The organism is Neolewinella marina (assembly GCF_002631205.1).
GTDB lineage: Bacteria > Bacteroidota > Bacteroidia > Chitinophagales > Saprospiraceae > Neolewinella > Neolewinella marina.
In genome coordinates this window covers 36,279-59,535 of record NZ_PDLO01000002.1, presented here as the reverse complement: position 1 = coordinate 59,535, position 23,257 = coordinate 36,279, and the positions used below count along the sequence as shown (strand labels likewise).

The following is a 23,257-nucleotide window of genomic DNA, read 5'->3' as shown; positions in this document are numbered from 1 at the left end:
GTCAGCCTCCGACGGGTTCGCTCAGTCGGGATCTCCCGGGGGCAGCAGGTGCAGGCGGACCACCTCGATGCGGGTATTGCTCACTTCCAGCATCTGGAAGTGGAAGCCTTCGAGCTCGATGCGCTCGTCCGGTTCGGGTACCCGCTCGGCCGTGGTGACGATGAAGCCGGAGAGCGTCTGGTAGTCGCCTTCGGGCAGGCCGATGTTGTATTTGTCGTTGAGGTAGCTGATCTCCAGCCGCCCACTGAAGCGGTAGTAGCCGTTGCCTTCGTCGACTTCCACGTAGTCGTCCTCGTCGTATTCGTCTTCAATCTCGCCGAAGATCTCCTCCAGCAGGTCTTCCATGGTGACCACCCCGGCGATGCCGCCGAATTCGTCCACCACGCAGGCGATGCTCAGCTGGTCCTTGACGGCCCGGTCGAGGAGGTCGGCCACCCGGCCCACTTCGGGTACGAAGGTCAGCTCCAGGATGCACTGCCGGATGTTCTCGGGGTACTCCAGCAGTTGCTGGTGGTGGACGTAGCCGAGGACATTGTCGGCGTCGCCGTCGATCACCAGCAGGCGGCTCAGGTGGGTGTCGATGAATTTCTGTTCCAGCTCCTCCACCGTGGCGTTCACGTCGATGCTTTCGATCTCGGTGCGGGGCACCATGCAGTCGCGGATGCGCACGTCGGCCAGGTTCAGGGCATTGCCGAACAGCTTGGTGTCGATGGCCGCCTCCTGCTCTTCACTGGTCTGGCTGCGGTTCACGAAGTTCTCCAGGTCGAGGCGGGTCAGTACCGTATCGAGCTCCTCGCTTGGCCGCTTGAAGAAGAGCCGCAGCACCCAGTCGCTGGTGGTGGTCATTACCCGGCTGGGGAGGTAGAGCAGGACCTGGAACGCCCGCAGGGGAAGTGCCCAGAAGTAGAGGGCGTTGTCGGAGTACAACCGAAAAATGGTCTTGGGCACATACTCGCCGAAGATCAGCACCGTGATGGTGATGACCAGGGTATTGAGCAACAGCACCGCAATGTCGGACCCAATGCCCAGGTAACCGTTCAGTACGAAGGTGAGCGGCACGGTGACCAGGGAGGTGAAGGCCACGAGGGCAATGTTGTTGCCTACCAGCATGGTGCTGAGGAACTGGGCGGGTTGCTCGAACCAGCGCGTGAGGATGCGGCTGCGGGTGTTGTTCCGCTTCTTCTTCAGTTCGACCCGCAGCTTGTTGGCCGAGACGTAGGCGATCTCGGCGCCGCTGAACAGGGCGGACATCAACAGGCAAATGATAATGGCGACTGCCAGGCTCATGGGGTGAATTTAGGCAAATCTATCCGCCGAAGTCGATTTCGGTGTTGTCGCCGATGTTGAGGCTCTGCCGCATGCCGCCGATGCTGGCGTCGTTGCCCACCACCGACTTACGCAGGACGATGTCGTGGATGCGGGCGTAGTCTCCGATGATGCTGTCCGAAACGATGGCGTTCTCCAGCTTGGTGTTGGCACCGACGGTCACGTGGGGACCCACGATGGAATTACTGATCACGCAGTCCTTGCCGATATGTACCGGGTGAATGATGATGCTGTTGTCGTAGGGTGGGGGATCGTCGGTGGCGAAGCCCGGCCGGTCCAGGAAGGTGGCGTTCGTCTGCAGCAGCACCTCCCGCCGCCCGCAGTCGAACCAGTTGTCCACCCGGATGGTGCGCAGCTCAACGCCCCACTCCAGCATCCGCGCCAGGGCGTCGGTCAGGGGGTACTCCCCGATGCTGCGGATCTTGTGCTCGAGGTTGTGGGCGCAGGCCTCTATGAATTTCTGTACCTCGCGGATCTTGTAGCAGCCCACCATGGCCAGGTTGGAACGGGGGATGGTGGGCTTCTCGATGAGCCCGCGGATGTTTCCCTCAGGGTCCTGCTCGATCACGCCGAACTGCCGGGGATCCTCCACCGTCTTTACCCCGATGCAGCTCACCTCGGAGTCGACGAATTCGCTCAGGTCGGCGTCGATGATGGCGTCGCCGAAGAAGATGATGATCTCATCAGCGTCCACGTAGTGGTCGCGCGCCAGCCATATGGCGTGGGCCGAGCCCATCCGCTCTTCCTGGTTGACGAAGACGGTATCCAGCTGGGGGTACACCCGCTCGATGTATTCGCGGATCTTTTCGCCCAGGTAACCGATGATGAAGATGAAGTCCGTCACCCCCAGCTCTACCAGCTGGTCAACGATGAAGCTGAGAATGGGTTTGCCGGCCACGGGGATCAGTGGCTTGGGCTGGGTATAGGTTAGGGGTCGCAGACGCATGCCCGCCCCGGCAACGGGGATGATGGCTTTCATGGGGGGAAGGTACAATAGGTGGAGAGTACTCTAATACGGAAGGACAAACAAAAGGTTCCACCGCTAGCGCAGGGCGGTGCCGAGGGTGAGCTGGTTGACGCCCCCGCCGAGGTGGTAGCTGCCCCGCCCGTAGGCCAGCTGGAACCGCCGGGTGTACCAGGCGAAGCCGAAGCTGTAGCCGGCCGCCGACCGGAATTCCGACAGCCGCAGCTCCCGCCGCAGTCCGTGGTTGTAGCCCGCCCGCAGGCGGAAATTTCGTCGGGGCCCAATGAGCAGCTCACCGCTCACCACGAAGTGGCGCGCCAGGTTGTCGAAGAACAGCGCCCCTGGGCCCCGCCCGCCGGCCTCGGCGCCGTCGGGGGTGAGCAGCTGGAAATCGTCGGTGGCGTCGGGGTCGTCGTAGAGTACGTTCCAGCGGTCCAGGTAGCGGTACATGACCGAAAACCGGAAGGGCAGGTACTTGAGTTCCCGGCTCAGTCCGGCTTGCAACTCGAAGGGCATGGGCTCGCGAACGTCGTCGTAGCGAGTGAGCTGACGGCCGAAGTTGCGGGCCACCAGGGTGATGCCAAAGCGGCCGGAGGTGTCGCGGTAGTGGACGGCGGCGTCCAGCCCCACGCCCAGGCTGCCATAGCCCGCCAGCTGGGAGGCGATCACCTTCAGATTAGCCCCAACCGTGAGTCGCTCCTCGATCTGCCGGGCGGCACCCAGCGTCAGCGCATAGTCGGCCGCGCCGAAGGTGCCCAGGTCCTGGCCGGTGGGGTCGCGGCGCACCAGGTCGTTGCCGTAGCCCACGTACTGCAGTCCGGCGGCCAGGGTGGTACCCCATTCGGGGCGGTGGCGGGCGTAGGCGAGGTAGCTGTTGTGGATGCCCGCCGGCAGGAAGGCGTGGCTGAGGGTGAGGGCCCCGTGGTGGTCGGGGTTCAGCAGGGCGGGGTTGCGGGCGGCGAGGGTCAGGTCGTCGTCCTGCACGGCGATGTGGTGCCCCCCCAGGGCCGCTACGCTGGCGGAGTTGGGCAGGTTGAGGAACTCGTAGGCGGAGATGCCCCCGATCTGCGCCGACAGCGGTGCCGCGGCGGACAGGAAGAGGCAGAACAGCACGGGGATTCGCATGGCCACAAGGTACGCAAGCCGGATGCCTTGCCGCCCTAATTCGTGGCCCCGGCGTCGGCCGGCCGCGTCATATTTGGCGCTTCGGAGGGGGGCGGGGTGCCGTCAGCGGCCCGCCACACCGCGGTGCAGATACCGGCCTCGCAGTTCCGGATGGTCGTCAACTGTCCGCTTTCGTCGAACTGCCAGAGCATGCCCTGCTCCTTGCCGTCGGCGTAGGCCCCCGCCGCCCGGGGTTGTCCGTTTTCGTACCACTCCCGGAAGGGCCCGTTCTCGCGGTTATCGGCGAAGGTGACCACCTCCCTGACGGTGCCGTCCGGCCAGTAGCGGGTCCACACCTTGCCCATTACCCCCCCGATGTACTGCCCGTGCAGCCGCAGGTTGCCCACTGAATCGTAGGTCATGTACTCCCCTTCGAACTGCCCCTCGCGGTAATTCTCCACGATCTCCGGGTGCCCGTCGGGGTAATAGGTAGTGCGCGTTCCGTCCAGTTGCCCGTCCACGTAGAGTTCTTCGGCGATGAGGTTGCCGGCCGGATCGTAGCGGCGGGCGAAGCCTTCCCGTTCCCCGGTTTCGGACGACACTTCGTATTCGGTACGGAAGCCCAGGGCGTCGGTTTCTTCCCGGGTTTCGCGGGCGCGGCCGCAGGTGCAAAGCAGGGTGAGCAAGAGCAGGGCCGTCAGGGCTCGAATCAGCATGGCACAGGTTGTTTAACTTCGTGAATACAACTCCCCCCCGATCATGTTCGTCCCAACGCTGTGCCGCCTGCTTCTCGTATTCTGCCTCCCCCTGGGAATGGCCGCCCAGCAGACCGCGGCCCAGTATCTGGAATCCTCCAGCCGGGCGGTAGATCCCGACCGCTACCGGGAGGTGAGGGGCGATCCCTATCGCTACGCCACCTTCCGCCCCGGGGTCCTCTACGACGCGGCCCTGAAGCGCTACGCCGTGGACTCCCTGAACTTCAACGGGTTCACCAGTCAGTTTGAGTACCGCCACGAGGGGAAGCTGCGGGAGCTGGCCAACCGCCACTTCCTGCGGGTACACACCACCGGCGACGAAGGGGAGGAGCACATCTACGCCTTCGGCATCAACCCCAAGTTCCCCAACAAATACGCCGAGTTGGTCTACACCGGCGACTTCGTAACCGCCACCCTGGTCTACGACGTTGCCAACGACGTGAAGGTGGTGCAGGACGTGGGTAAGACCATGCGCCTGCGGCGCTTCACCCCCAGCCCCCACTACTACGCCTTTGTCGACGGCGAACTCACCACCCTGCGCCTGAATCCGCGCCGCTTGCCCTCCGACCTGGGCCTCAAGGGGCCCGTCAGCCGCTTCATCCGGGAGCATAACCTCGACCCGCAGCGGCGCGCCGACCTGCTGCGCATCCTGGCCTACGCCGATGAACTCTACAATGGCTAAGTTGGTCCCATGAAAATTTATCTATCCTTCCCCCTGGCCGTAGCCCTCATGCTTGGCCTTGGCTCCTGCGGCCCCGCCGAAAACCCCACCGAAGAGGCACGCCCGGAGGCCGAGCGCTCCGCCATCGAAGCCCGGCTGATCACCGAACTCAGCCCCTCTGACGACCGCGCCGGCCGCCAGCGCAACGCCATCATCAACCGCGCCATCGACCGCAATTACGATGTCTACGCGGCCCCGGAAGGCTATTTCTACGAAATCCTGGAAGAAGGCTCCTTCAATCCGCTGGATAGTGGCGACATAGTGACGGTCCACTACACCGGTAACTTCCTCGACGGCACGGAATTCGACAACAGCCACCGCCGCGGCACCCCCCTCCGCTTCCGCGTCGGCGACCTCATCCCCGCCTGGAACCTGGCCCTGCAGCGCGTCCGTCCCGGTGCCCGACTGCGCATCCTCACCCCGAGCGACCTGGCCTACGGCGCCGCCGGCCTGGCCGCCCCCAACGGCGATACCCTGGTGCCCGCCCACGAACCCCTGGAATTTCTTATTGAGGATATTCAGATCTGGGAGGAGTAGTCTCTGGGTTGGTGAGTTGGTGAGTTTGCCGTCAGGGGGTTGTCCCTCGCTTTGTTCGGGTCGGGTAACCAAGGGGTTAAGGGGCTAAGGGGGCAATAGCGTTTCATTTGCCCCTCGCTTCGCTCGGGTCGGGTCACCAAGGGGTTAAGGGGCTAAGGGGTCAATTGCGTTTCACTTGTCCCTCGCTTCGCTCGGGTCGGGTCACCAAGGGGTTCCGGGGCTAAGGGGTCAATTGTGTTTCATTTGCCCCTCGCTTCGCTCGGGTACGTCAGGCAAAGGGTCAATAACTAAAGGGATTAAGTGGGCAATTGGGTCACTACCGCCCTTTGCTTCGCTCTGTTGCGTGCGCCACCAAAAGCACGTGTTTCCCTTGGCCCGGCCCGAGCGAAGCGAGGGTTAAATGTCCTGCCCTTGTCCCCTTGACTCCTTAGCCCCTTAGCACCTTGACCACAGCAAAGCGAGGCAAAAACGCCCACCAATTCAATAATTCACCCACTCAAAAACTCACCCCCAAACCCCCTACCTACGCACCTGCCGCTCCGGCAACTCATAGCTGACGTCAAAATCGTCGAGCACGGCGTCCAGGATGCGGTCGTCGCCGATGGTGTACTGCTGTTTGAGCTTGTGGCCGTAGAAGCCGGCCAGGGTAGCCCAGTAGCGGGCGGTGAGTCCGCCGCGGAGCTCCTTGATGAGGTCGTAGATCGGCTCGTCGGTTTCCCTCTCTATCATGGCGATGAGGACCTTGCCCTGGGTTTTGGACATCTTCTTCAGGGGCTCTTCAAACTTCTGTTCGAGTTCGTCCTGCAGGCGCTTGATGTAGCGGCGGCGGTCGCGCTTGCTCATGTTCTGGGTCATGTACTCCGTTTCCCGGAAGATACGGATGGCGTCCACGGCGTAGGGGTAGGCGCGCTGGGCGTAGATGCGGTAGCGGCGGTAGAGCTTGTACTCCTCATCGGAGTCAAAGAACTCCGGGGAGCTCACCGAGATGTCGTCCAGCTGGGCAATGATGATGGTGTCGCCGCAGTCGTCCAGGGTATAGGGATAGTACTGTCCGTTCACCTTGGTGTACCCTTCCTGGGCCAGAGCGAGTGCGGAGAACAGTAGGAGCAGACTGGTGAGGATTAGACGCATGGGGTAAAGTTCCGGGGGATAAAACGCTGGGCAGTACCAAGATAACGCTTCCGCGCCAAGCCTAGCGGAAGACGTCCAGCGAGGCCTCCAGGGACTGTGCGAATTGCGTGGTGTCCACCCCGGTAGCCTGACTTCCAAAGTATTCAACGAGGCGCTCGGTGGGCATATTGCCGGTGAGCTCGTCGCGGGCCATCGGGCAGCCGCCAAAACCGCGAATGGCCCCGTCGAAGCGGCGGCAACCGGCCTCGGCGGCGGCCACCACCTTCTCCCGCCAGGTGTCGGGGGTGGTGTGCAGGTGGGCGCCGATCTCCAACTCGGGGTAGCGGGGAATGAGGTTGGCAAACAGGTAGGTGATGCTGGCTGGCGAGCTTACTCCGATGGTGTCGGAGAGCTGGAAGATGGTGATGTCCAGGGCCGCCAGGCGCTCCACCCACTGCTCAACCACCTCGGCGTTCCAGGGGTCGCCGTAAGGGTTCCCGAATCCCATGCTCAGGTAAACGACCATCTTGCGGCCGGCGGCCACGGTGAGTTCCTGGATCTGCTTGACCCGCTCGAGGCTGTCGGCCAGGCTGGCGTTGGTATTCCTGAGCTGAAAGGTCTCGCTCACGCTGAAGGGGTAGCCCAGGTAGTCGATCTCGGGGTGGGAGAGGGCCGCCACGGCGCCGCGGCGGTTGGCCACGATGGCGAGCAACTTCGTCCGCGTCTGGCTCAGGTCGAGGCCGGCCACCACCTCGGCGGTGTCCCGCATCTGGGGGATGGCCTTAGGAGAGACGAAACTGCCGAAGTCGAGCGTATCGAATCCGCAGGCGAGCAGCCCCTGCAAATAAGCGACCTTCACCTCGGTAGGGATGAATTCGTGGCGACCCTGCATGGCGTCGCGCGGACATTCGATGAGCTTGACGTTAGTCAAAGATGGATAATTTTGCGGCTAATATCACCATTGCTGCGACAACACCCCCGGCCCCCGGGTAGTTTCCTTCTAAACGCGCCCCCATGTTCAAGCATTCCACCACCCTCACCGTCATCGGCTTCGTGCTCCTGTTCCTGGGGCTGGTATCCCTGCTGCTGAATTTCGTGGGCGTCGACATTTTTTTCCTGACCTGGCTGTACGAGCTCGGCGTGGGCATCTCCATTTTCGTCCGCTTGCTGATGATAATTGGGGGGATCATTCTGATTTATCTGGCGCAGACGGACTGGGAGCAGGAGGAAATTTAAGCTTTACCACCGTAGCGTGGCCGCTAGCGCCGGCAGCAGCGGCAGCTGGTTGACCCGCCCGCCCCTCAGGCGATCCACGTAGAAGGTGTTTTCCCGGTTGTAGGCATTGGTTACCGTCCCGGTGATCTCGAGGTTGGCGTTTCCGCCGAGGGGCAAGGTGCGCGTCAGGCTCAGGTCGAGGCGGTGGAGGTCACTCAGCCGCCCTCCGTTCCGGTCCGCACTGAGCAGCACCGTGGGGGAGCCGTTGCCCGTCAGAAAATCCGCCAGCACGGGATTCCTGTCCAGTCCGGAATCCTGGATAATGCCCAAAGTCTGGGTGAAGGGGAAAGCGGACCCGAAGGTGAAGCGGAAGCCCGCATTCCAGCGTTGCTGCGGTCCGAATTCGTGGCTGCCGTAGAGGTTGACGGTGTGCCGCCGGTCGTAGCTGGTGGGGTAATCCACGCCGTCCTCGGTGCGGTTCACCCAGGCCAGTCCGTAGTTGCCGGCCAGCCGGAGCCCGCCGGAGCGGTATTCCAGGGCCACGTCGGCGCCGGTGGCCGTGCCGCTGAGGGCCACGAAGTCCGGGTCCGTCGCCCGCAGTTTTCCCCGATTGAGTTCCAGCAACCGCGTGAAGCCCTTGTAGTAGCCCTCCAGGTTGAGGGTCAGGGCGGAGGAGGCTTCCCATTCGAGGCCGCCCACGGCGTGCACCGCCCGCTGGAGGTTGTCGGAGGCCCCCGCGATGCTGCTTTCCGGTCCTACGAGGTAGCCCTGGAAGAAATTGACGATGTCCAGGTCGTTCTGGGTGGCGATGAGGTTCTGGCTGTACCAACCGCCGGCGGCCTTCAGCCGCAGCCCGTCGTTCAGGGCGTACTTCATCCCCAGCCGCGGCTCCACCGACACGGTGTTCAGGGAGGCGTAGTACTGCACCCGCAGTCCTGGTTCCACGATCAGGTCTCCGAGCCGCCGCTTGTAGCGGGCGTAGCCGTTGAGCTCCGAGGTGAAGTCCTCCTGCCGGAAGGTGACCCCGCCGTCGTTCAGGAAGGTGAAGTCGGTGTTGATCCCGTTGAATTCAAAGCCGTAGGCCAGTTGGTCCGCCCCGCCGAACCAGGTGAAATCCAGGCGGGCGGTGTAGTGGGCGATGCCACTGCTGCGCGGCCCCCGGTCCCCCTCCCTCAGGGCGATATTGTAGGCGGAGGCGGCCAGCACCCCGTCGATGACGATGTCGCTGGTGGGAGGCACCAGCGTGAAGCGCCCCCCGCCCCCGGCGTTGCTCCAGTTCAGGCCGGTTTGTTCGCCGAGGGAGAAATCGTCCGTAAACCGGAAGCCGAAGAGGTCCAGCTGGGAACCGTTGCCTCCGGAGACGGTCAGCTTTCCGTACAGGTCGCGGTAGTCGTAGGGCAGGGCCGCGCCGGTGGCCGTACTGTCCGACCCGGCGGTGAAGAAGTTGTCGGGGGCGGCGTAGCCGTAGAGGCGCTCGCCGGTGTAGGGCAGGAGGCTCTGCTTACCAGTAAGCAGAAAGGAGACGCTGCCACCGGATTCTCCGAGGGGGCGCAGTGGGCCTTCCACCAGTGCCCGCGCCTGGAAGGGGCTCACCGCTGCCAGTCCGGCCAGGCGCCGCTTGTTGCCGGCCCGGGTGCTCAGGTCGACAATGGCCGAAATGCGCCCTCCGTACTCGGCGTTGAAGCCGGCGGTATGCACCTCCGCTACCCCAATGGCCTCCGTCTCGAAGACCGAGAACAGTCCGATGCTGTGGAAGGGATTGTAAAGGGTCATGCCGTCCAGCAGGATCTTGTTCTGCACCGGACTGCCCCCGCGGATGTAGAGTTGACCACCCTGGTCGCCACTGCTGACCACCCCCGGCAGCACGCTCAGGTACTGGGCCAGGTCGGGCGTGCCGCCCACGGCGGGAACGTTGAGGATGTCCTCGGCCATGACCGTCAGTCGGGACACGGCTACGTCATCCCGCTGCCGCTGCCGCCGGGCGGAAACCTGCACGGCGGTCAGGCTGACGGCGGCGGGGTCGAGCAGCAACCGGAGGTATTCGATCTCGTTCGTGGCGGACAGGGTAACCAGTGTGACCGTGGAGTCGTAGCCCACGAAGGTGGCCAGGAGGCGGTACTCACCGGGGGTGAGCTGGCTGAAGGAGAAAAATCCTTCGGCATCGGTGTTCGTGCCCCGGGGTTCGTTGCTTCCGGAGCGGGAGAGCTGTACGGTTGCGAAGGGTACGGGGGCACCGTCGGCGGCGTCGAACAGCTTGCCGCGGATGATTCCGTTCTGGGCGCGTACGCAGGTGCCGGCCGCCGCCGTGAGGCAAAGCAACAGCAACAGCAGCCGGAACCGCCGCCGCGATGCCCCTCGCGGGGAAAAGATAAACCTGGGCAAGGGCGGGTTACTTGAGTACCCCGACTCCTTCGCGTTGCAGCAGGGCTTCCTCCCCGGTACAGTCGATGATGGTGCTGGCTTCGTTGCCACCGATGCCGCCGTCGATCACGGCGTCGACCCGCTTGCCGAAGGCTTCGTTGATCTCGTGGGGGTCGGTGTAGTATTCCTTGACCGAATCGCTGTGCTTGACACTGGCCGTGAGGATGGGGCGGCCCAGTCCGCGGACCAGGGCGTCGACGATGTTGTTGTCGATGATGCGTACGCCGATCGTCTCTTTGCGGTTCTTGAGCACCTTGGGGGTGCGGTTGTTTGATTTTAGGATAAAGGTGAAGGGACCGGGCAGGTTGTGCTTCATCACCCGGAAGATGTCGTTGTTGATGGTGGCCGAGTACTCGGTGACCTGGCTGATGTCCTGGCAGATGAAGCTGAACATGGCCTTGTTGGGGTCGATCCCGCGGATCTGGGCCACCCGCTCTACCGCATTCTTGTTGGTGATGTCGCAGCCGATGCCATACACGGTATCCGTGGGGTAGATGATCACGCCGCCCGCCTCGAGGATGTCGACCATCTGCTTGATGAGGCGTGGCTGGGGATTGTCAGGGTTGATACTTACTAGCATAGCGTGGGTTTTGTGGCAATATACATACGAAGGCCGATCGTGCCCCCGGTCTTTTGCTCCATCAAGTGACGGACGGCCGTTTATGTTCGCGGCAAGCCCCGGGAAGGCAGCGGAATTGCGTGGAAACACCTTTTCAATTCCCGGAAGTCTCCCGCCGCCCACCCAACCAGCTGCCGCTTCCGCGCGTATTCCCACTATGGCAAAGTATAGCATCGACCTGCAGGCAGGAAAAGTTAAGGAAGACGAAGCGGTTTCATCCGTAGGAGAGACAATCGTCGGCATCGACCTGGGAACCACCAACAGCCTGGTGGCCCACGTCAGGGACGGCCACGCCGTGGCCGTTTCCGGCCCCGACGGCAAGAGCGTACTCGTCCCCAGCATCGTCCACTTCCCCCGGGAAGGAGGTACCGTAGTGGGGGAGGAGGCAAAGTCCCTCTTGGAGTCCGATCCGGAACGCACGATCTACTCCGTGAAGCGGCTGCTGGGCAAGAGCTACGGCGACCTCACCGCCGTGAAGGACCGCTTCGGCTACCGGATCATCGATGAGGACGAGGACCGGCTGGTCAAGATCGCCGTGGCCGGCCCCGATGGCCGCGACCGCTACTACAGCCCCATCGAGCTGTCGGCCGAGATCCTCAAAACCCTCAAAGCCCGCATCGAATCCGAACTTGGTACCACCGTCAGCCGGGCGGTGATCACCGTTCCCGCCTACTTCAACGACGCCCAGCGGCAGGCCACCCGCGACGCCGGCAAGCTCGCCGGACTGGACGTACTCCGTATCGTAAATGAACCCACGGCGAGCAGCCTGGCCTACGGCATCGGCCTCACCGACGAGGACGAAGGGCGCACCATCGCCGTATACGACCTCGGAGGTGGCACCTTCGACGTCTCCCTGCTGCGCATCGAGCAGGGCATCTTCGAGGTACTGGCCACCAACGGCGACACCTTCCTCGGGGGCGACGATTTCGACCAGGCCATCGTCGATCACTGGCGGGAAGGCTATGACCTGGACCTGAACAGTCCGGAAGCGCGGGGCGGCATCCGCCTGCTGGCCGAACGCGCCAAGAAGGCCCTCTCCACGGAGGAGCACTTCACGGCGGAATTTGCCGGCAAGGTGCTCAGCCTTACCCGCACCGAACTGGAGAGCCGCCTGGCCCCGCTGGTCGAGCGGACCCTGGGCTCCTGCGAACGCGCCCTGAACGACGCCGGACTGGAACGGTCGGCCATCGACCACGTCATCATGGTGGGCGGTAGTACCCGCGTGCCGCTCGTGAAGCGCCGGGTCAGCGAATTCTTTGGGAAAGAGGTGAACGACAGCCTGGATCCCGACCAGGTCGTGGCCCTGGGCGCCGCCATCCAGGCCGACGTGCTGGCCGGCAACCAGAAGGACGTGCTGCTGCTCGACATAACCCCCCTGAGCCTGGGCATCGAGACGGTGGGCGGGCTCATGGACCCCATCATCCCCCGGAACTCCAAGGTGCCGACCAAGGTGGGCCGCAAGTACACCACCAGCGTCGACGGACAGGTGAAACTGAAAGTGGCCGTCTACCAGGGCGAACGCGACATGGTCGCCGACAACCGTAAACTGGGAGAATTCATCCTCGAAAATATTCCCCCGATGCCGGCCGGCATCCCCCAGATCGAGATCCACTTCTACCTCGACGCCGACGGCATCCTCCGGGTAAAGGCCACCGAGAACCGCAGCGGCACCGAGCAGAGCGTAACCATCAAGTCGCAGTACGGCATCAGCGAAGAAGAGATGGCCCTGATGCTCATGGACAGCCTGCAAAACGCCGAGGCCGACATGGCCGCCCGCGCCCTGGCCGAGGCCCGTACGGAAGCCAACAACGTGCTGTTGAGCGCCAGGAAATTCACCCGGCAGAACGATAGCTGGCTCACCCCTGAGCAGGTGGAGGAGATCCAGCGCCACGTCGATGCCCTGGCGGAAAGCGTGGAGGGTTCCGACAAGGACGAGATCAACCGCCGCCTGGAGGAGCTGAACACCTATACCGCACCGCTGGCGCACGAGGCGCTGGACCGCAACGTAGCCGCGGCCATGAAAGGGCAGGATTTAAACTAGAATAGGGTTACCACTGCTGCCGCCCCAGCTGCCGCGTCAGTTGCTGGAGGCGGTTCTGCACTTCGATCTTCATGGTGCGGTCGGCGGACCGGCCCGCCCGCAGGTCGTCAACGATCTCCTGCAGGTTCTGCTTGACCTCGTTGGCCTCCAGCAGCTGGAGGGTGGTCTTGAGCTTGTGCTTCAGGTCGCCGATCTGTTCCACGTCGTCCTGGGCGAATGCCTGGTCCAGGTCCGTAGCGGCCTGGGTAAGCTCTTTCTGCAGGATGCCGGAAAAGGCCTGGAGCTCTTCGGGGTCATTGTCCAGGGTACTGCGCAGTTCGCGGAAGTTCATGGTGGAGGGAATGAGGTAGCGCCGCACGATGGCGTGTAGCTGCCGGGGGTCAAAGGGCTTGAGGGTGAAGTCGTCGATGTTGGCGTCGCGCATCTGCTCGGTTATGACCATGCGCGCACTGGCTGAAAAGGCGATGATGGGGGTCAGTGACTTGGGCGGCGGGAGTTGACGGATCTTTTTGGAAGCCGTATAGCCGTCCATCACCGGCATCTTGAGGTCCATCAGGATGAGGTCGTAGTCCTTCTGCTGGAGGCAATGGAGGGCTTCCTTTCCATTGGCCGCCAGGTCGAAGCCGACCTTCCACCTTCGGAAGTAGCGGGCCACCAAGAAGGAATTCGTACGGTTGTCCTCCACGATGAGCACCCGGCCAGTGCCGATGATGGGCAGCTCGCCGATACCTTGAGTAGTGTCGGCCGGAATCTCCCCCTCGGGCAGTACCACCTCAAACCAGAAGCGGGAGCCCTCGTTGGGGGTACTCTCCACCTGGATCTCACTGTCGAAATACTCAAGGATCCGCTGGCAGATCGACAGCCCGAGTCCGGATCCCCCGTACTTCTGGTGGATGTGCTGAGTGGCCTGACTGAAGGGTTCAAATAACTTTTCGAGGTGTTCGGGCTGGATGCCGATGCCGTCGTCGGCGACCGAAAAGCGGATGTGATGGCCGTGGTCGTTTTCGCCCAGGGACTCCACGGTGATGCGCACCTTGCCGCCCCGGGCGAACTTGGCCGCGTTGCCGATCAGGTTGGTGAGTACCTGGTTGAAGAGGGTGGGGTCGCCCACCAGTCCGCGGGGTACCCGGTCATCGATCTCGATGTGGTAAGCGGTGGTCTCATCCGCCCCGCCGAAGCGAAAGCTGTCGACGATGGAGTGCACCAGCCGGCGGGGGGAGAAGGGCTTGTGGGAAACCTTCAGTTCTCCGAGGCCGGATTTGGCCACCACGAGGATATTCTTGAACAGGGAAAGGAGGTGGTTGCCGGACTGGGCCAGGATCGACTGCAGCCGTCGCTGGTTGGCGTCCAGCTCGGTAACCCCCAACAGATCGGCCGTGCCGATGATGGCGTTGAGGGGCGTGAGTACCTCGTGGCTGATGGTGGACAGGAAGGTGGTTTTGGCCCGGTCTGAATTTTCGGCCCGCTTGCGGGCTTCCAGCAGTTCCCGTTCGTACTTCTTTCGGTCGGTGAAGTTGGTAACGATGATGCTGTTGAAGCGCGTGCGGCCGTCCGGGGCGAGGTGCTGGGTGGCCGACAGCAGTACGGGGAGCTTGCCACCATCCTGGCGCACCAGCGTCAGGTTAATCTCACGGACGCTGCCCTGGATGCCGAGTAGGGGGGCCAGGTGGGTGTCAAAGTAAATCGCCCCTCCGCGGTTCAGGATGTCCTGAAAGGTGCGTCGGGCGCCGCGAAATTCTTCCTCTTCGTAGCCCAGCCATTCCAGCAGGGTGTCGTTCACCACCAGCATCTGGCCGTCGGGATCGGTGATTACGTAGCCGCAGGGGGCGTTATCGACGAATTGGCGGGCGTGGTCCTCAATCGTTCGCGATGTCTCCGCACTTAGCGACGGGTTGAGGAAGTGCATGGTGAGCAAATTAGAGGAACGATTCGATGGAATCGACGATTTCATCCGGGGCGCTCAGGTGGGGGCAGTGGCCTGTAGCGTTTAAATACAGAATCTGAGAGTCGGGTATTTGTTCGACTGTGTACTGCCCGACCTCCACCCCGGCGATGCGGTCGTTGCGGCCCTGAAGCACGAGGGTAGGGACGCGGTACCCGGGCAGGTCCTCGCGGTTGTCGCTCAGGAAGGTAGCCTTGGCGAAAACGCCGGCCACGTCGGGGTGCATCCGGCAGAACGATTCCCGCAATTCCTCGGACAATTCCTCCCCGTTTTCCGGGCCCATGATCACCGGGGCCATGGCGCTCGACCAGCCGCGGTAATTGCTGTCGAGGCTCTCCAGCAGCTCCTCAATATCGTCGCGATCGAAGCCACCGCGGTAATTCCCGTCGTTCATATAGTGAGGGGAGGGGCCGATCATAACGTGCTTGCTGAAGCGGCCGGGCAACTTGTGACCCGCCAGTACCCCGATCATGCAACTTACCGAGTGGCTGACCAGGATGATGTTGTTGAGCTCCAACCCCTCGCAGATGCTGACCAGGTCGTCGGCGTAGCCGTCCAGGGCAGCGTAGCGATCCGGATCGAAGGGTTTTTGGGCGTCGCCCGCGCCCACGTAATCGAAGAGGACAACCCGGTAGCGGTCCTCAAAGTGGGGGGCCACGTGCCGCCACATCTGCTGGTCGCAACCGAAGCCGTGGGCAAATACGATGGGCTGCCCGTCGGGGACGCCACTTTCGTTGATGTTGTGGTCGACAATTACGGAAGACATATGGTGAGGCTTGGAAGTGTAACGTAGCTTGGGTCAACCCCTTTGCCGGGGCGGCCGCAAAGAAAACAAAGGCCGGATAAAGCGACCCGCCGTTCGGCACCCACAATAAACAATCCCCAATGGACTTTGTCTTTACCACCGCACAGAAATTTACCCCATGCCCCTGAAAATCGGCGACAAAGCGCCCGCCTTCCAGCTGTACTCCGACTCCCGCAGCCTGGTCCGCCTGGAAGACTACAGCGGCAGCCCGCTCGTGCTCCTGTTCTTTCCGCTGGCCTTTTCCAGCGTCTGCACCCAGGAATTATGCACCGTGCGGGATGCCCTGCCGGACTACGGCAAGCTGGACGCGGCGGTGGCGGCCGTCAGCGTGGACAGCCTCTACACCCTGGCGCAGTTTAAAGCCGGCCAGGGGCTGAACTTCCCCCTGCTCAGCGACTTCAATAAAGAAGTGAGCCGGCAGTATGGCTGCCTCTACGACACCTACGCCTTTGATATGCACGGCGTCAGCAAACGGGCGGCCTTTGTGCTGGATGGGGAGGGAATCGTCCGTTACGCGGAAGTCCTGGAATCGGCCGGCAAGCAACCCGATTATTCTGCTATCCGGGCAACTTTGGCGGCCCTCCAGTAGTTTTTTCCAGAATTAGCGCCTTGAACTTATGAGTATTTATGCATCCGGCCAGGAAGACGTCCTGTTAGACGAAGACATCAGCATCGGCACCGGGGAGCCGGCCGACCTGATCGTGTTCAACGACGATCACAACACCTTCGATTGGGTGATGCAGAGTTTTGTGGAGATCCTCGGCCACTCCTCCGAACAATCCGAACAGCTGGCCCTGATGATCCACCTGAAAGGGCGGGCCACCGTCAAATCAGCCGCCTTCAATGAACTGCGGCCCAAAAAGGAAGCCCTCTGCGACCGGGGCCTCAGCGCCGTGATTGAGGGCAAAGGCTAAATTAATGTCCTTCTACCGCCTCGACCCCCGGTTCCCGGAGTTGTTCCCCGATCCGTTGCGGTCGAACGGGGAAGGCCCCGCCTGCTTCGGCGGTGACCTGAGCCCCGAACGCCTCTTCAGCGCCTACCGCCTCGGTTATTTTCCGTGGTTCGCCGAAGGGGAGCCCATCCTGTGGTGGCATCCCGATCCCCGCTTCGTCCTCTTTCCGGAGGAGCTGAAGGTGAGCAAGAGCATGCGGCCCTATTTCAACCAGCAAAAGTACCGGGTGACCTACGACGAGCGCTTCCGCGAAGTGATGGAGGAGTGTCGCAAGATCTACCGCCCTGAACAGCGCGGCAGCTGGATCACCGACGACCTGATCGAAGGCTACGTGAGCCTGCACCGCATGGGCATCGCCCACAGCGTGGAAGTCTACGAAGGCGACGAACTGGTGGGGGGACTGTACGGACTGGCCCTCGGCAAGGTCTTCTTCGGGGAAAGCATGTACTTCAAGCGGCCCAACGCCAGCAAATTCGGCTTCATCAGCCTCGTCAAGCGTCTAAGGGAAAGGGGGTACCGCCTGGTAGATTGCCAGCAGGAAACCGGCCACCTGAAAAGCCTGGGGGCCAGGGCCATCCCCCGCACCGCATTCATCGACCATCTGGCGGAAATAGACGCCGAGGACACGGAGCGGGGGAAGTGGCAGCTATAGCCTGGTGACCCGGGGGGCTAGAACTTGCGCATCTCGCCGGGGCCTACGAACTGGTTCATTTCGTCGACGTTAGTGACGCGCATTTCCTCGCCGTCCCAGAGCAGCCGCGTACGTCCGCGGATCTCGTATTCGTCGGCGCTGCCGCCGGCCTTCGGGAAGCGGTACTCGTAGCCGCGCACGGCCAGATTGCCCATCAGGATGGTTTCGGTGAGAGGACCGGCCTTGCCGAGGTGGCTGCTGGGCTGGTAACCTTCCTTGATGCCGTTGATCCAGTCCATCTCGTGAGAAGTCTCCACGCGGGGCAGGGTCTCGGGTACGTTGATTTCCTCCATGCGGCTGGTGGGCAGCAGGCGGGGGTTCTGGCCGTAGGTGTTGGCCATCAGCTTGCCCTTGTCGCCAACCATGATGATGCCGCTGCCGCCGTCGCCCATCTGCTCGTCCACGCCGAGTTCTTCGGGGCGGCCGGGCAGGATTCCGCCGTCGGTCCAGATGAGTTCCACGGGTGGCTTCTCGCCGCGGGCGGGGAACTTCACGTGGATCTTCGCCGCCGGCGGGCAGGTCTCGGGGGTATAGTCCGGGTTCCAGTTCTGGCTGAAGACCTGCACCACGCTGGCCTCGGCGCTATCGGGGTAACCCAGGTCAAGGATGTAGAAGGGGGTATCCACGATGTGGCAACCCATATCGCCGAGGGCGCCGGTGCCGAAGTCCCAGTAACCCCGCCAGGCGAAGGGGTGGTAGGCGTTGTTGTGGGGGCGCATGGCGGCCGGTCCGAGCCAGAGGTTCCAATCAAAATCGGCGGGGATGGGGTCGGTACCCTGGGGCACGCGGCCACCCTGGGGCCAGATGGGGCGGTTGGTCCAGGCGTAGACGGTATGCACGTCGCCGATCAGGCCGGCCTCGTAAAGCTCCTGGGTGCGGCGGATGCCCTCGCCGCTGGCACCCTGGTTGCCCATCTGGGTGACGAGGTGGGGCTTGCTTTTGGCCATTTCGGTGAGCATCCGCACCTCGGCGATGGTGCGCGCCAGGGGTTTCTCGATGTAGACGTGCTTGTCGAGATTCATGGCGGCCAGGCCGGCAATGGCGTGGGTATGGTCGGGGGTGGTCACCACCACGGCGTCGAGGTCCTTGCCGTACTTCTCCAGCATCACCCGGAAGTCGCGGGTGTAGGAAGCCTTGGGATAGGCGGCGCGGGTTTCGGCGGCGCGGGAGTCGTCGACGTCACAAAGCGCGACGATGTTCTGGCTCGCAAGGTTTTTGAGGGTACTGGTGGCCTTGCCGCCGGCACCGATGGCACCGATGTTGACGGTATCCGAGGGGGCTTTGTAGCCCTTGCCTCCGAGGACGTGGCGGGGTACAATGGTGAAGGCAGCGGCTGCAGTAGCGGCCGTGCGAAGAAACTGCCGACGATTCGTCGGGATTGTCTTTTTGGGCATGATCGGGTGGTTAATAACGGCCAATATACATATTGGGAAGTTTCCCCATTTACCGGCAACCACCAATTTTTGTCTTATTACAGTCCCTCACGGCGTATAACACGGCACCCGCGCTCCGCCGCGAACCTTATGTACCGCCACGGGCTTACACCGAGCATATGGATCCGACTACCAAAATCAACATTCCGGAAAGCGAACTCGAGCGCATCGTCATCGTCGGCGGCGGCTTCGGTGGGCTGCAGATGGCCCGCAAACTGGTCAAGGCCAATTACCAGGTCGTCCTGATCGACCGCAACAACTACCATCAGTTCCAGCCCCTGTTTTACCAGGTGGCCATGGCGGGGCTGGAGCCGAGCAGCATTGTCTTCCCCTTCCGCAAGTTGTTCCAGGGGCGGGAGAACATCTTCATTCGCATGGCCGAGGTCACCCACGTCGATCCGGTAGCCCGTCAACTGCAAACCCCGCTGGGGCACTGCAACTACGACCACCTGATCGTGGCCACCGGTGCGGATACCAACTACTACGGCAATGAGGAACTGGCCCGGCGTACCCTGCCCATGAAGTCGGTGTCCGAAGCCCTCTACCTGCGCAACTCCATCCTCGACGACTACGAGGACGCCCTGACCACGCCTTCCTACGATGACCGCCAGGAGCTGGTCGACATCGTCATCGTGGGCGGCGGGGCCACCGGGGTGGAGCTGGCCGGCTCCCTCGCCGAGATGAAAAAACACGTCCTGCCAAAGGACTACCCGGAGCTCGACGTGGAAGCGGAGTTCGACATCTACCTGGTACAGTCGGGTGACGTCATCCTGAAGGGGATGAGCGCCAACAGCAGCGCAAAGGCCCTGAAGTACCTGGAGGACCTGGGGGTAAAGGTGCTGCTGAACAGCCGGGTGGAGTCATTCGACGGCAAGCAGGTGACCCTGGACGACGGTAGTACCATCGTCTCCCAGAAGGTGATCTGGGCTGCGGGCATCCGGGGTGAACCCCTGAAGGGACTGCCCCCGGAAAGCATCACCTACGGCAATCGGCTGGCGGTCGACCGCTTTAACCGGGTAAAGGGCACCGAAAACATCTACGCCATCGGCGACGTGGCCTATATGGAAGAACCTGCGTTCCCGAAGGGGCACCCCCAGGTGGCCCAGGTGGCCATTCAGATGGGCGAGCACCTCGCCCGCAACTTCCGCTACCGTCACCTGAGAGGGGAGGAGTGGGAGCCCTTCCACTACCGCGACAAGGGCAGCATGGCCACCATCGGCCGCGGCCGGGCGGTGGTCGATATCCCCAAGCCGGAGTTCCACTTCGGCGGCGTCATGGCCTGGCTGGTGTGGCTGGTGGTGCACCTGTTCGCCATCCTGGGGTCGCGCAACAAGGTGTTCGTCTTCCTGAACTGGGTGTACAACTACATCAACTACAACCAGAGCCTCCGGCTCATCATCCGGCCCCGGAAGGTACCGGCGGAGCGCACGCCCTAGTCCAGCCAGGCGATGGCCCGCTTGCGCTCTACGGTGGAGAAGGCCGCCAGGTCCAGGCCGGGCGTGAGCAGGTCGCTGAGTTTCACGCTGGTCTTGAGCCACGACTGGTCGCCGATGATGGCGACCCGCTCGAGGTCCTTGTACAGCTTCAGACTGGTCTTCAGGTCTTCCCAAAGCGTGCGGGCGTTGATGCCGTCGGTGCTGACGATCTCCAGCAGGATGCGGGCCCGGCCGTAGTGCTTCACCTTTTCCTCGACCAGCAGGTTGATCCGGTCGTAGTCGGCCTGGGTTAGCTTGCCCACGATGGCCAGCCCCAGCAGGCGGGGATCGCCGAGGTCTACCTCCTTGACGGCCGGCGGACGCTGGACATCCTCCTCCTCGCGGTCCTGCTGCAACCACTGGTGGGCAATCTCGCCCTCCTTCAGGCGAAAAGTCTTCACCTCCATGCGCGGGGTCAGCCAGTCGATGCCCTCACTGAGGGTAGAGAGCCAGCCGTGATCGGTCAGGATGGCGTATTTCTCCACCTTGTCCAGCAGCTCCTTCTTGGTCTTGATGGTGTTCCAGAAGGATTCGTAGCTCGAGAAACCGCTCACGTTCTTGATGTTGCCGAGCAGCCGCAGCCGGCCGTGGGTAAGCACCTTGGCCTCCACCGCCATGAGCAACTTGCGCATCCCTTCCTCGTCCACCTCGCCGTCGAGGGTGAAACCGAGCATGTTGTCCTGGGAAAGGGGGAAGATGGTAACCATATCGTTGCTTTTCTGGGTAAACTACGGTAAGTGGGCTTAGGATTACCACCTTTCCAATTTATCGACGAGCCGCCCCCTGCGGTCGATGTGGAAAAGCAAACGGCTTATTTCGGAACCTCTGGTGAGTTCCGTCAGTTAGACCAACAATTGTAGGAAATTCTCAAATGTCGGCACTTCCGGCGGTCGAGGAATCCAGCTTTTGCCCCGCCCCCTCATCCCCGGAACAGCCCCAGAACCATGAAAATTGCCGTCATTGCTCACCTCAAGTTTCCCATCTCCGAACCCTTCCACGGAGGACTGGAAATGCACACCCACGCCCTGGTCCAGCAGCTGATGGCCCGGGGGCACGAGGTGACCCTTTTCGCCCTGCCCGACTCCGATCCCAACTTCCGCACCATCGCACCGCCGCTGCAGGCCACCGACCAGCTGGACGATGCGAAGCGGTTCCGGGAGGAGCCGGTATTCGGGCGGGACTTCATCAATAAGTTCTACGCCTACTCCGCCGTCCTGCGCAAGATCGGCCAGGAGCCCTTCGACCTCGTCCACAACAACAGCCTGCACTACCTGCCGCTGGCCCTGGGGCACACCCTGCACTGCCCCATGGTGACTACCCTCCACTGCCCGCCCTTCGAATCCCTGCGGGCCGGGGTGATCCTCGCGAGTCCCTACGCCGGCAACCACTTCGTGGCCGTCAGCCAGAGCCTGGGGCGGGAGTGGGCCCCCGACCTGCAGCAATACTCCGTCATCCCCAACGGCATCGCGGTGGACGGCTGGGCCTTTTCCCCGGCGGCTACGGAGCGGACGGCCTTCTGGTTCGGCCGGATCTGCCCGGAGAAGGGTCCGGAGTACGCCATTCGCGCAGCCCGGCTTGCGGGATTCCGCCTGCGGCTGGCGGGTTCCATTTACGATCAGGACTACTTCGACCGTACCATCGCCCCGGAACTGGGAGGCGACGTCGAATACATCGGCCACCTGAACCACGCCGAGGTTTGCCGGGAAGCCGGCCGGGCCGCGGTGGGCCTGTTCACCTCCGTATGGGAGGAGCCCTTCGGACTGGTGCTGCCCGAGCTGCTGGCTTGCGGTACCCCGGTAGCGGCCTTCGACAGTGGAGCGGCGCGGGAGATCCTCGACGAGCGCTCCGGCATAATTGTCCCCAAATGCGACGTTGCCGCCCTGGCGGACGCCTTGCCCAAGGCAGCCGCCCTCAACCGCGCCCACTGCCGGCAGCGGGTGGACCACCACTTCACCTTCGACCAGATGATCGACCGCTACGAAGCGCTGTACCACCAGTTGGTGCCCGGTTTGTATTCCACTACCGCCCACCGAAGCCCGTCCGTCAGTGTCGCCTGATCCCGTAGCCTTTTACGTTCACCACCATGGCTCGGGCCACGCCACCCGCACCCGGGTACTGGCAGCGGCCCTCCCGTCGGAGGTACCCGTCCACGTCTTTACCTCCGCCCCGGAGCGGTTCAAGGGGTGGGAGAGGGGTACCGTACACACCCTGCCGCCGGACGTGGCTCCCGACCGGGATCCGGCCCGGGACCTGCTCGAAGACCAGGTGCTGCACTACGCCCCCGTGGAGGTCCCCGACGTTTCCCGGCGCATGGCGCTAATCGCCAATTGGATCGCGGAACACCGCCCGGCCTGGTTCATCGTCGACCTGTCGGTGGAGGTAGCCCTCTTTGTCCGCCTCTGCGGGGTGAGGGTAGCGCTGGTGCGGCTGCACGGCCACCGGGATGACCTGGCCCACCGGGGGGCTTTCGGTCTGGCGGACCGTCTCCTGGCCCCCTTTCCGGCGGAACTGGAGGATGCCCATACGCCCGCCTGGGTCCGGGGCAAGACAACCTACCTCGGGGCCTTCAGTCGCTACGACCACCGCACGGAGGATCGCCTCAGCTGCCGGCAATTGCTGGGGTTGCCGCCGGACGCGCGCATCGCTACCGTCATCAACGGCAGGGGCGGCGGCGCGCGGGTGCCGAGCGAGTGGGCGAAAATCGCCGCGGCCGTACCGGACTGGCTGTTCCTGCTGGTGGGGGAGGTGGACCCGGATTCCGCGACCGGTCCCGGGAACCTGCGCGCCGCCGGCCGACAGTCGGATACCTTCCCCTGGCTGCGGGCGGCCGACGTGGTAGTGGGCAGCGGCGGCACGAATACCATGTTCGAGATCGGTGCCGCCCGGGTGCCTTACCTCAGCCTGCCCGAACCCCGTCCCTTCGACGAACAGCACTGCAAGATGGAAGCGCTGCAGCGCCATGGGCTGACCCGGATCGTGCCCCCCGGCCTGCCCCCCGCTGCCTGGCGGGAATGGCTGGAAGCGGCCCGCGAACAGGAGGTCAAGGGGTGGGATGACCTCTTCGCCAGCCCGCCGCTGTCGGCCATCCTGAAAGAACTGCTGGTCCGCCCCCGGTAAGTATCGCCGTTTCCTTGCTTACCTTTGC

At 63.1% G+C, this 23,257-nt stretch carries 22 protein-coding genes; 10 read left to right on the top strand and 12 right to left on the bottom strand.

All coding sequences use genetic code 11. From position 1 onward, the window contains the following. Window positions 1–21: 21 nt before the first annotated feature. The 4 genes from CGL56_RS05805 to CGL56_RS05790 all read right to left on the bottom strand — a co-directional run bounded on the left by CGL56_RS05805 (window position 22) and on the right by CGL56_RS05790 (window position 4,110). The gene (locus tag CGL56_RS05805; RefSeq protein ID WP_099105592.1) at window positions 22–1,287 is read right to left on the bottom strand and encodes a hemolysin family protein; all 1,266 of its coding nucleotides are present in this window, start codon (window positions 1,285–1,287) and stop codon (window positions 22–24) included. A 19-nt stretch (window positions 1,288–1,306) separates the two neighbouring features. Beyond that, on the bottom strand, window positions 1,307–2,305 hold the full coding sequence (locus CGL56_RS05800) for a sugar phosphate nucleotidyltransferase (RefSeq protein ID WP_099105591.1): 999 nt from the start codon (window positions 2,303–2,305) through the stop codon (window positions 1,307–1,309). Between the two features lie 63 nt (window positions 2,306–2,368). Next, entirely contained in the window at window positions 2,369–3,415 is a 1,047-nt protein-coding gene (porQ, locus tag CGL56_RS05795) for a type IX secretion system protein PorQ (protein ID WP_099105590.1), read from the bottom strand. Window positions 3,416–3,450: 35 nt separating this feature from the next. Then, window positions 3,451–4,110, bottom strand: a complete 660-nt coding sequence (locus CGL56_RS05790; RefSeq protein WP_099105589.1) for a toxin-antitoxin system YwqK family antitoxin — start codon at window positions 4,108–4,110, stop codon at window positions 3,451–3,453. A gap of 43 nt (window positions 4,111–4,153) precedes the next feature. Here CGL56_RS05790 and CGL56_RS18045 point away from each other — a divergent pair, with 43 nt between their 5' ends. Together CGL56_RS18045 and CGL56_RS05780 are read left to right on the top strand one after the other, a co-directional pair. Further along, entirely contained in the window at window positions 4,154–4,831 is a 678-nt protein-coding gene (locus CGL56_RS18045; protein WP_143470632.1) for a hypothetical protein, read from the top strand. A gap of 9 nt (window positions 4,832–4,840) precedes the next feature. Next, window positions 4,841–5,407, top strand: coding sequence for an FKBP-type peptidyl-prolyl cis-trans isomerase (locus CGL56_RS05780; protein WP_099105587.1), 567 nt, complete (start codon window positions 4,841–4,843; stop codon window positions 5,405–5,407). Window positions 5,408–5,926: 519 nt separating this feature from the next. Here CGL56_RS05780 and CGL56_RS05775 read toward each other — a convergent pair. Next, on the bottom strand, window positions 5,927–6,538 hold the full coding sequence (locus tag CGL56_RS05775; RefSeq protein WP_099105586.1) for a DUF4294 domain-containing protein: 612 nt from the start codon (window positions 6,536–6,538) through the stop codon (window positions 5,927–5,929). A gap of 61 nt (window positions 6,539–6,599) precedes the next feature. Beyond that, window positions 6,600–7,448: a hydroxymethylglutaryl-CoA lyase gene (locus CGL56_RS05770; RefSeq protein WP_099105585.1), complete on the bottom strand. Its 849-nt coding sequence runs from the start codon at window positions 7,446–7,448 to the stop codon at window positions 6,600–6,602. A gap of 83 nt (window positions 7,449–7,531) precedes the next feature. Between CGL56_RS05770 and CGL56_RS05765 the strand changes: the two genes are divergently transcribed. After that, window positions 7,532–7,753 (top strand): hypothetical protein, encoded by a 222-nt coding sequence (locus CGL56_RS05765; RefSeq protein ID WP_099105584.1) that lies wholly within the window; start codon window positions 7,532–7,534, stop codon window positions 7,751–7,753. 3 nt (window positions 7,754–7,756) lie between these two features. On the opposite strand, the gene CGL56_RS05760 is transcribed toward CGL56_RS05765, so the two are convergent. Then, window positions 7,757–10,114 carry a TonB-dependent receptor gene (locus tag CGL56_RS05760; protein WP_209280336.1) on the bottom strand — a complete coding sequence of 786 codons (2,358 nt, stop codon included), beginning with the start codon at window positions 10,112–10,114 and terminating at the stop codon, window positions 7,757–7,759. Window positions 10,115–10,121: 7 nt separating this feature from the next. Further along, the gene (locus CGL56_RS05755; protein ID WP_099105583.1) at window positions 10,122–10,733 is read right to left on the bottom strand and encodes an L-threonylcarbamoyladenylate synthase; all 612 of its coding nucleotides are present in this window, start codon (window positions 10,731–10,733) and stop codon (window positions 10,122–10,124) included. A gap of 196 nt (window positions 10,734–10,929) precedes the next feature. On the opposite strand from CGL56_RS05755, the gene hscA reads away from it, so the two are divergent. Further along, window positions 10,930–12,813 carry a Fe-S protein assembly chaperone HscA gene (gene hscA / locus CGL56_RS05750; protein ID WP_099105582.1) on the top strand — a complete coding sequence of 628 codons (1,884 nt, stop codon included), beginning with the start codon at window positions 10,930–10,932 and terminating at the stop codon, window positions 12,811–12,813. Window positions 12,814–12,820: 7 nt separating this feature from the next. On the opposite strand, the gene CGL56_RS05745 is transcribed toward hscA, so the two are convergent. Then, on the bottom strand, window positions 12,821–14,719 hold the full coding sequence (locus tag CGL56_RS05745) for an ATP-binding protein (RefSeq protein WP_167641622.1): 1,899 nt from the start codon (window positions 14,717–14,719) through the stop codon (window positions 12,821–12,823). Between the two features lie 10 nt (window positions 14,720–14,729). After that, on the bottom strand, window positions 14,730–15,521 hold the full coding sequence (locus CGL56_RS05740) for an alpha/beta fold hydrolase (protein ID WP_099105580.1): 792 nt from the start codon (window positions 15,519–15,521) through the stop codon (window positions 14,730–14,732). A gap of 157 nt (window positions 15,522–15,678) precedes the next feature. On the opposite strand from CGL56_RS05740, the gene CGL56_RS05735 reads away from it, so the two are divergent. The 3 genes from CGL56_RS05735 to aat are packed head-to-tail and all read left to right on the top strand — an operon-like array spanning window position 15,679 to window position 17,165. Continuing rightward, window positions 15,679–16,149, top strand: coding sequence for a redoxin domain-containing protein (locus CGL56_RS05735; protein WP_099105579.1), 471 nt, complete (start codon window positions 15,679–15,681; stop codon window positions 16,147–16,149). A gap of 28 nt (window positions 16,150–16,177) precedes the next feature. After that, a complete protein-coding gene (locus CGL56_RS05730) occupies window positions 16,178–16,474 on the top strand; it encodes an ATP-dependent Clp protease adaptor ClpS (RefSeq protein WP_099105578.1) in 297 nt (98 codons plus the stop codon). Between the two features lie 4 nt (window positions 16,475–16,478). Further along, complete coding sequence (aat, locus tag CGL56_RS05725) at window positions 16,479–17,165, top strand: leucyl/phenylalanyl-tRNA--protein transferase (RefSeq protein WP_099105577.1); 687 nt, start codon at window positions 16,479–16,481, stop codon at window positions 17,163–17,165. A gap of 17 nt (window positions 17,166–17,182) precedes the next feature. Here the strand turns inward: aat and CGL56_RS05720 are convergent, their stop codons facing one another. Next, window positions 17,183–18,598 (bottom strand): Gfo/Idh/MocA family protein, encoded by a 1,416-nt coding sequence (locus CGL56_RS05720; RefSeq protein WP_099105576.1) that lies wholly within the window; start codon window positions 18,596–18,598, stop codon window positions 17,183–17,185. A gap of 158 nt (window positions 18,599–18,756) precedes the next feature. Between CGL56_RS05720 and CGL56_RS05715 the strand changes: the two genes are divergently transcribed. After that, a complete protein-coding gene (locus CGL56_RS05715) occupies window positions 18,757–20,073 on the top strand; it encodes an NAD(P)/FAD-dependent oxidoreductase (RefSeq protein WP_099105575.1) in 1,317 nt (438 codons plus the stop codon). Here the strand turns inward: CGL56_RS05715 and CGL56_RS05710 are convergent. Beyond that, on the bottom strand, window positions 20,070–20,819 hold the full coding sequence (locus CGL56_RS05710; RefSeq protein ID WP_099105574.1) for a SpoIIAA family protein: 750 nt from the start codon (window positions 20,817–20,819) through the stop codon (window positions 20,070–20,072). The two genes, CGL56_RS05715 and CGL56_RS05710, sit on opposite strands and share 4 nt — an antisense overlap. Before the next feature lie 237 nt (window positions 20,820–21,056). Between CGL56_RS05710 and CGL56_RS05705 the strand changes: the two genes are divergently transcribed. Together CGL56_RS05705 and CGL56_RS05700 are read left to right on the top strand one after the other, a co-directional pair. Further along, window positions 21,057–22,169, top strand: a complete 1,113-nt coding sequence (locus CGL56_RS05705; protein ID WP_099105573.1) for a glycosyltransferase family 4 protein — start codon at window positions 21,057–21,059, stop codon at window positions 22,167–22,169. Continuing rightward, complete coding sequence (locus CGL56_RS05700; RefSeq protein WP_099105572.1) at window positions 22,159–23,229, top strand: hypothetical protein; 1,071 nt, start codon at window positions 22,159–22,161, stop codon at window positions 23,227–23,229. The genes CGL56_RS05705 and CGL56_RS05700 overlap by 11 nt, the downstream gene beginning before the upstream one ends. Window positions 23,230–23,257: the final 28 nt, after the last annotated feature.

Coding starts and splice junctions, on each gene's coding strand:
- CGL56_RS05805 (WP_099105592.1), bottom strand. CDS start 1,287: ATGAGCCTGGCAGTCGCCATTATCATTTGCCTGTTGATGTCCGCCCTG.
- CGL56_RS05800 (WP_099105591.1), bottom strand. CDS start 2,305: ATGAAAGCCATCATCCCCGTTGCCGGGGCGGGCATGCGTCTGCGACCC.
- porQ (WP_099105590.1), bottom strand. CDS start 3,415: ATGCGAATCCCCGTGCTGTTCTGCCTCTTCCTGTCCGCCGCGGCACCG.
- CGL56_RS05790 (WP_099105589.1), bottom strand. CDS start 4,110: ATGCTGATTCGAGCCCTGACGGCCCTGCTCTTGCTCACCCTGCTTTGC.
- CGL56_RS18045 (WP_143470632.1), top strand. CDS start 4,154: ATGTTCGTCCCAACGCTGTGCCGCCTGCTTCTCGTATTCTGCCTCCCC.
- CGL56_RS05780 (WP_099105587.1), top strand. CDS start 4,841: ATGAAAATTTATCTATCCTTCCCCCTGGCCGTAGCCCTCATGCTTGGC.
- CGL56_RS05775 (WP_099105586.1), bottom strand. CDS start 6,538: ATGCGTCTAATCCTCACCAGTCTGCTCCTACTGTTCTCCGCACTCGCT.
- CGL56_RS05765 (WP_099105584.1), top strand. CDS start 7,532: ATGTTCAAGCATTCCACCACCCTCACCGTCATCGGCTTCGTGCTCCTG.
- CGL56_RS05755 (WP_099105583.1), bottom strand. CDS start 10,733: ATGCTAGTAAGTATCAACCCTGACAATCCCCAGCCACGCCTCATCAAG.
- hscA (WP_099105582.1), top strand. CDS start 10,930: ATGGCAAAGTATAGCATCGACCTGCAGGCAGGAAAAGTTAAGGAAGAC.
- CGL56_RS05745 (WP_167641622.1), bottom strand. CDS start 14,719: ATGCACTTCCTCAACCCGTCGCTAAGTGCGGAGACATCGCGAACGATT.
- CGL56_RS05740 (WP_099105580.1), bottom strand. CDS start 15,521: ATGTCTTCCGTAATTGTCGACCACAACATCAACGAAAGTGGCGTCCCC.
- CGL56_RS05735 (WP_099105579.1), top strand. CDS start 15,679: ATGCCCCTGAAAATCGGCGACAAAGCGCCCGCCTTCCAGCTGTACTCC.
- CGL56_RS05730 (WP_099105578.1), top strand. CDS start 16,178: ATGAGTATTTATGCATCCGGCCAGGAAGACGTCCTGTTAGACGAAGAC.
- aat (WP_099105577.1), top strand. CDS start 16,479: ATGTCCTTCTACCGCCTCGACCCCCGGTTCCCGGAGTTGTTCCCCGAT.
- CGL56_RS05720 (WP_099105576.1), bottom strand. CDS start 18,598: ATGCCCAAAAAGACAATCCCGACGAATCGTCGGCAGTTTCTTCGCACG.
- CGL56_RS05715 (WP_099105575.1), top strand. CDS start 18,757: ATGGATCCGACTACCAAAATCAACATTCCGGAAAGCGAACTCGAGCGC.
- CGL56_RS05710 (WP_099105574.1), bottom strand. CDS start 20,819: ATGGTTACCATCTTCCCCCTTTCCCAGGACAACATGCTCGGTTTCACC.
- CGL56_RS05705 (WP_099105573.1), top strand. CDS start 21,057: ATGAAAATTGCCGTCATTGCTCACCTCAAGTTTCCCATCTCCGAACCC.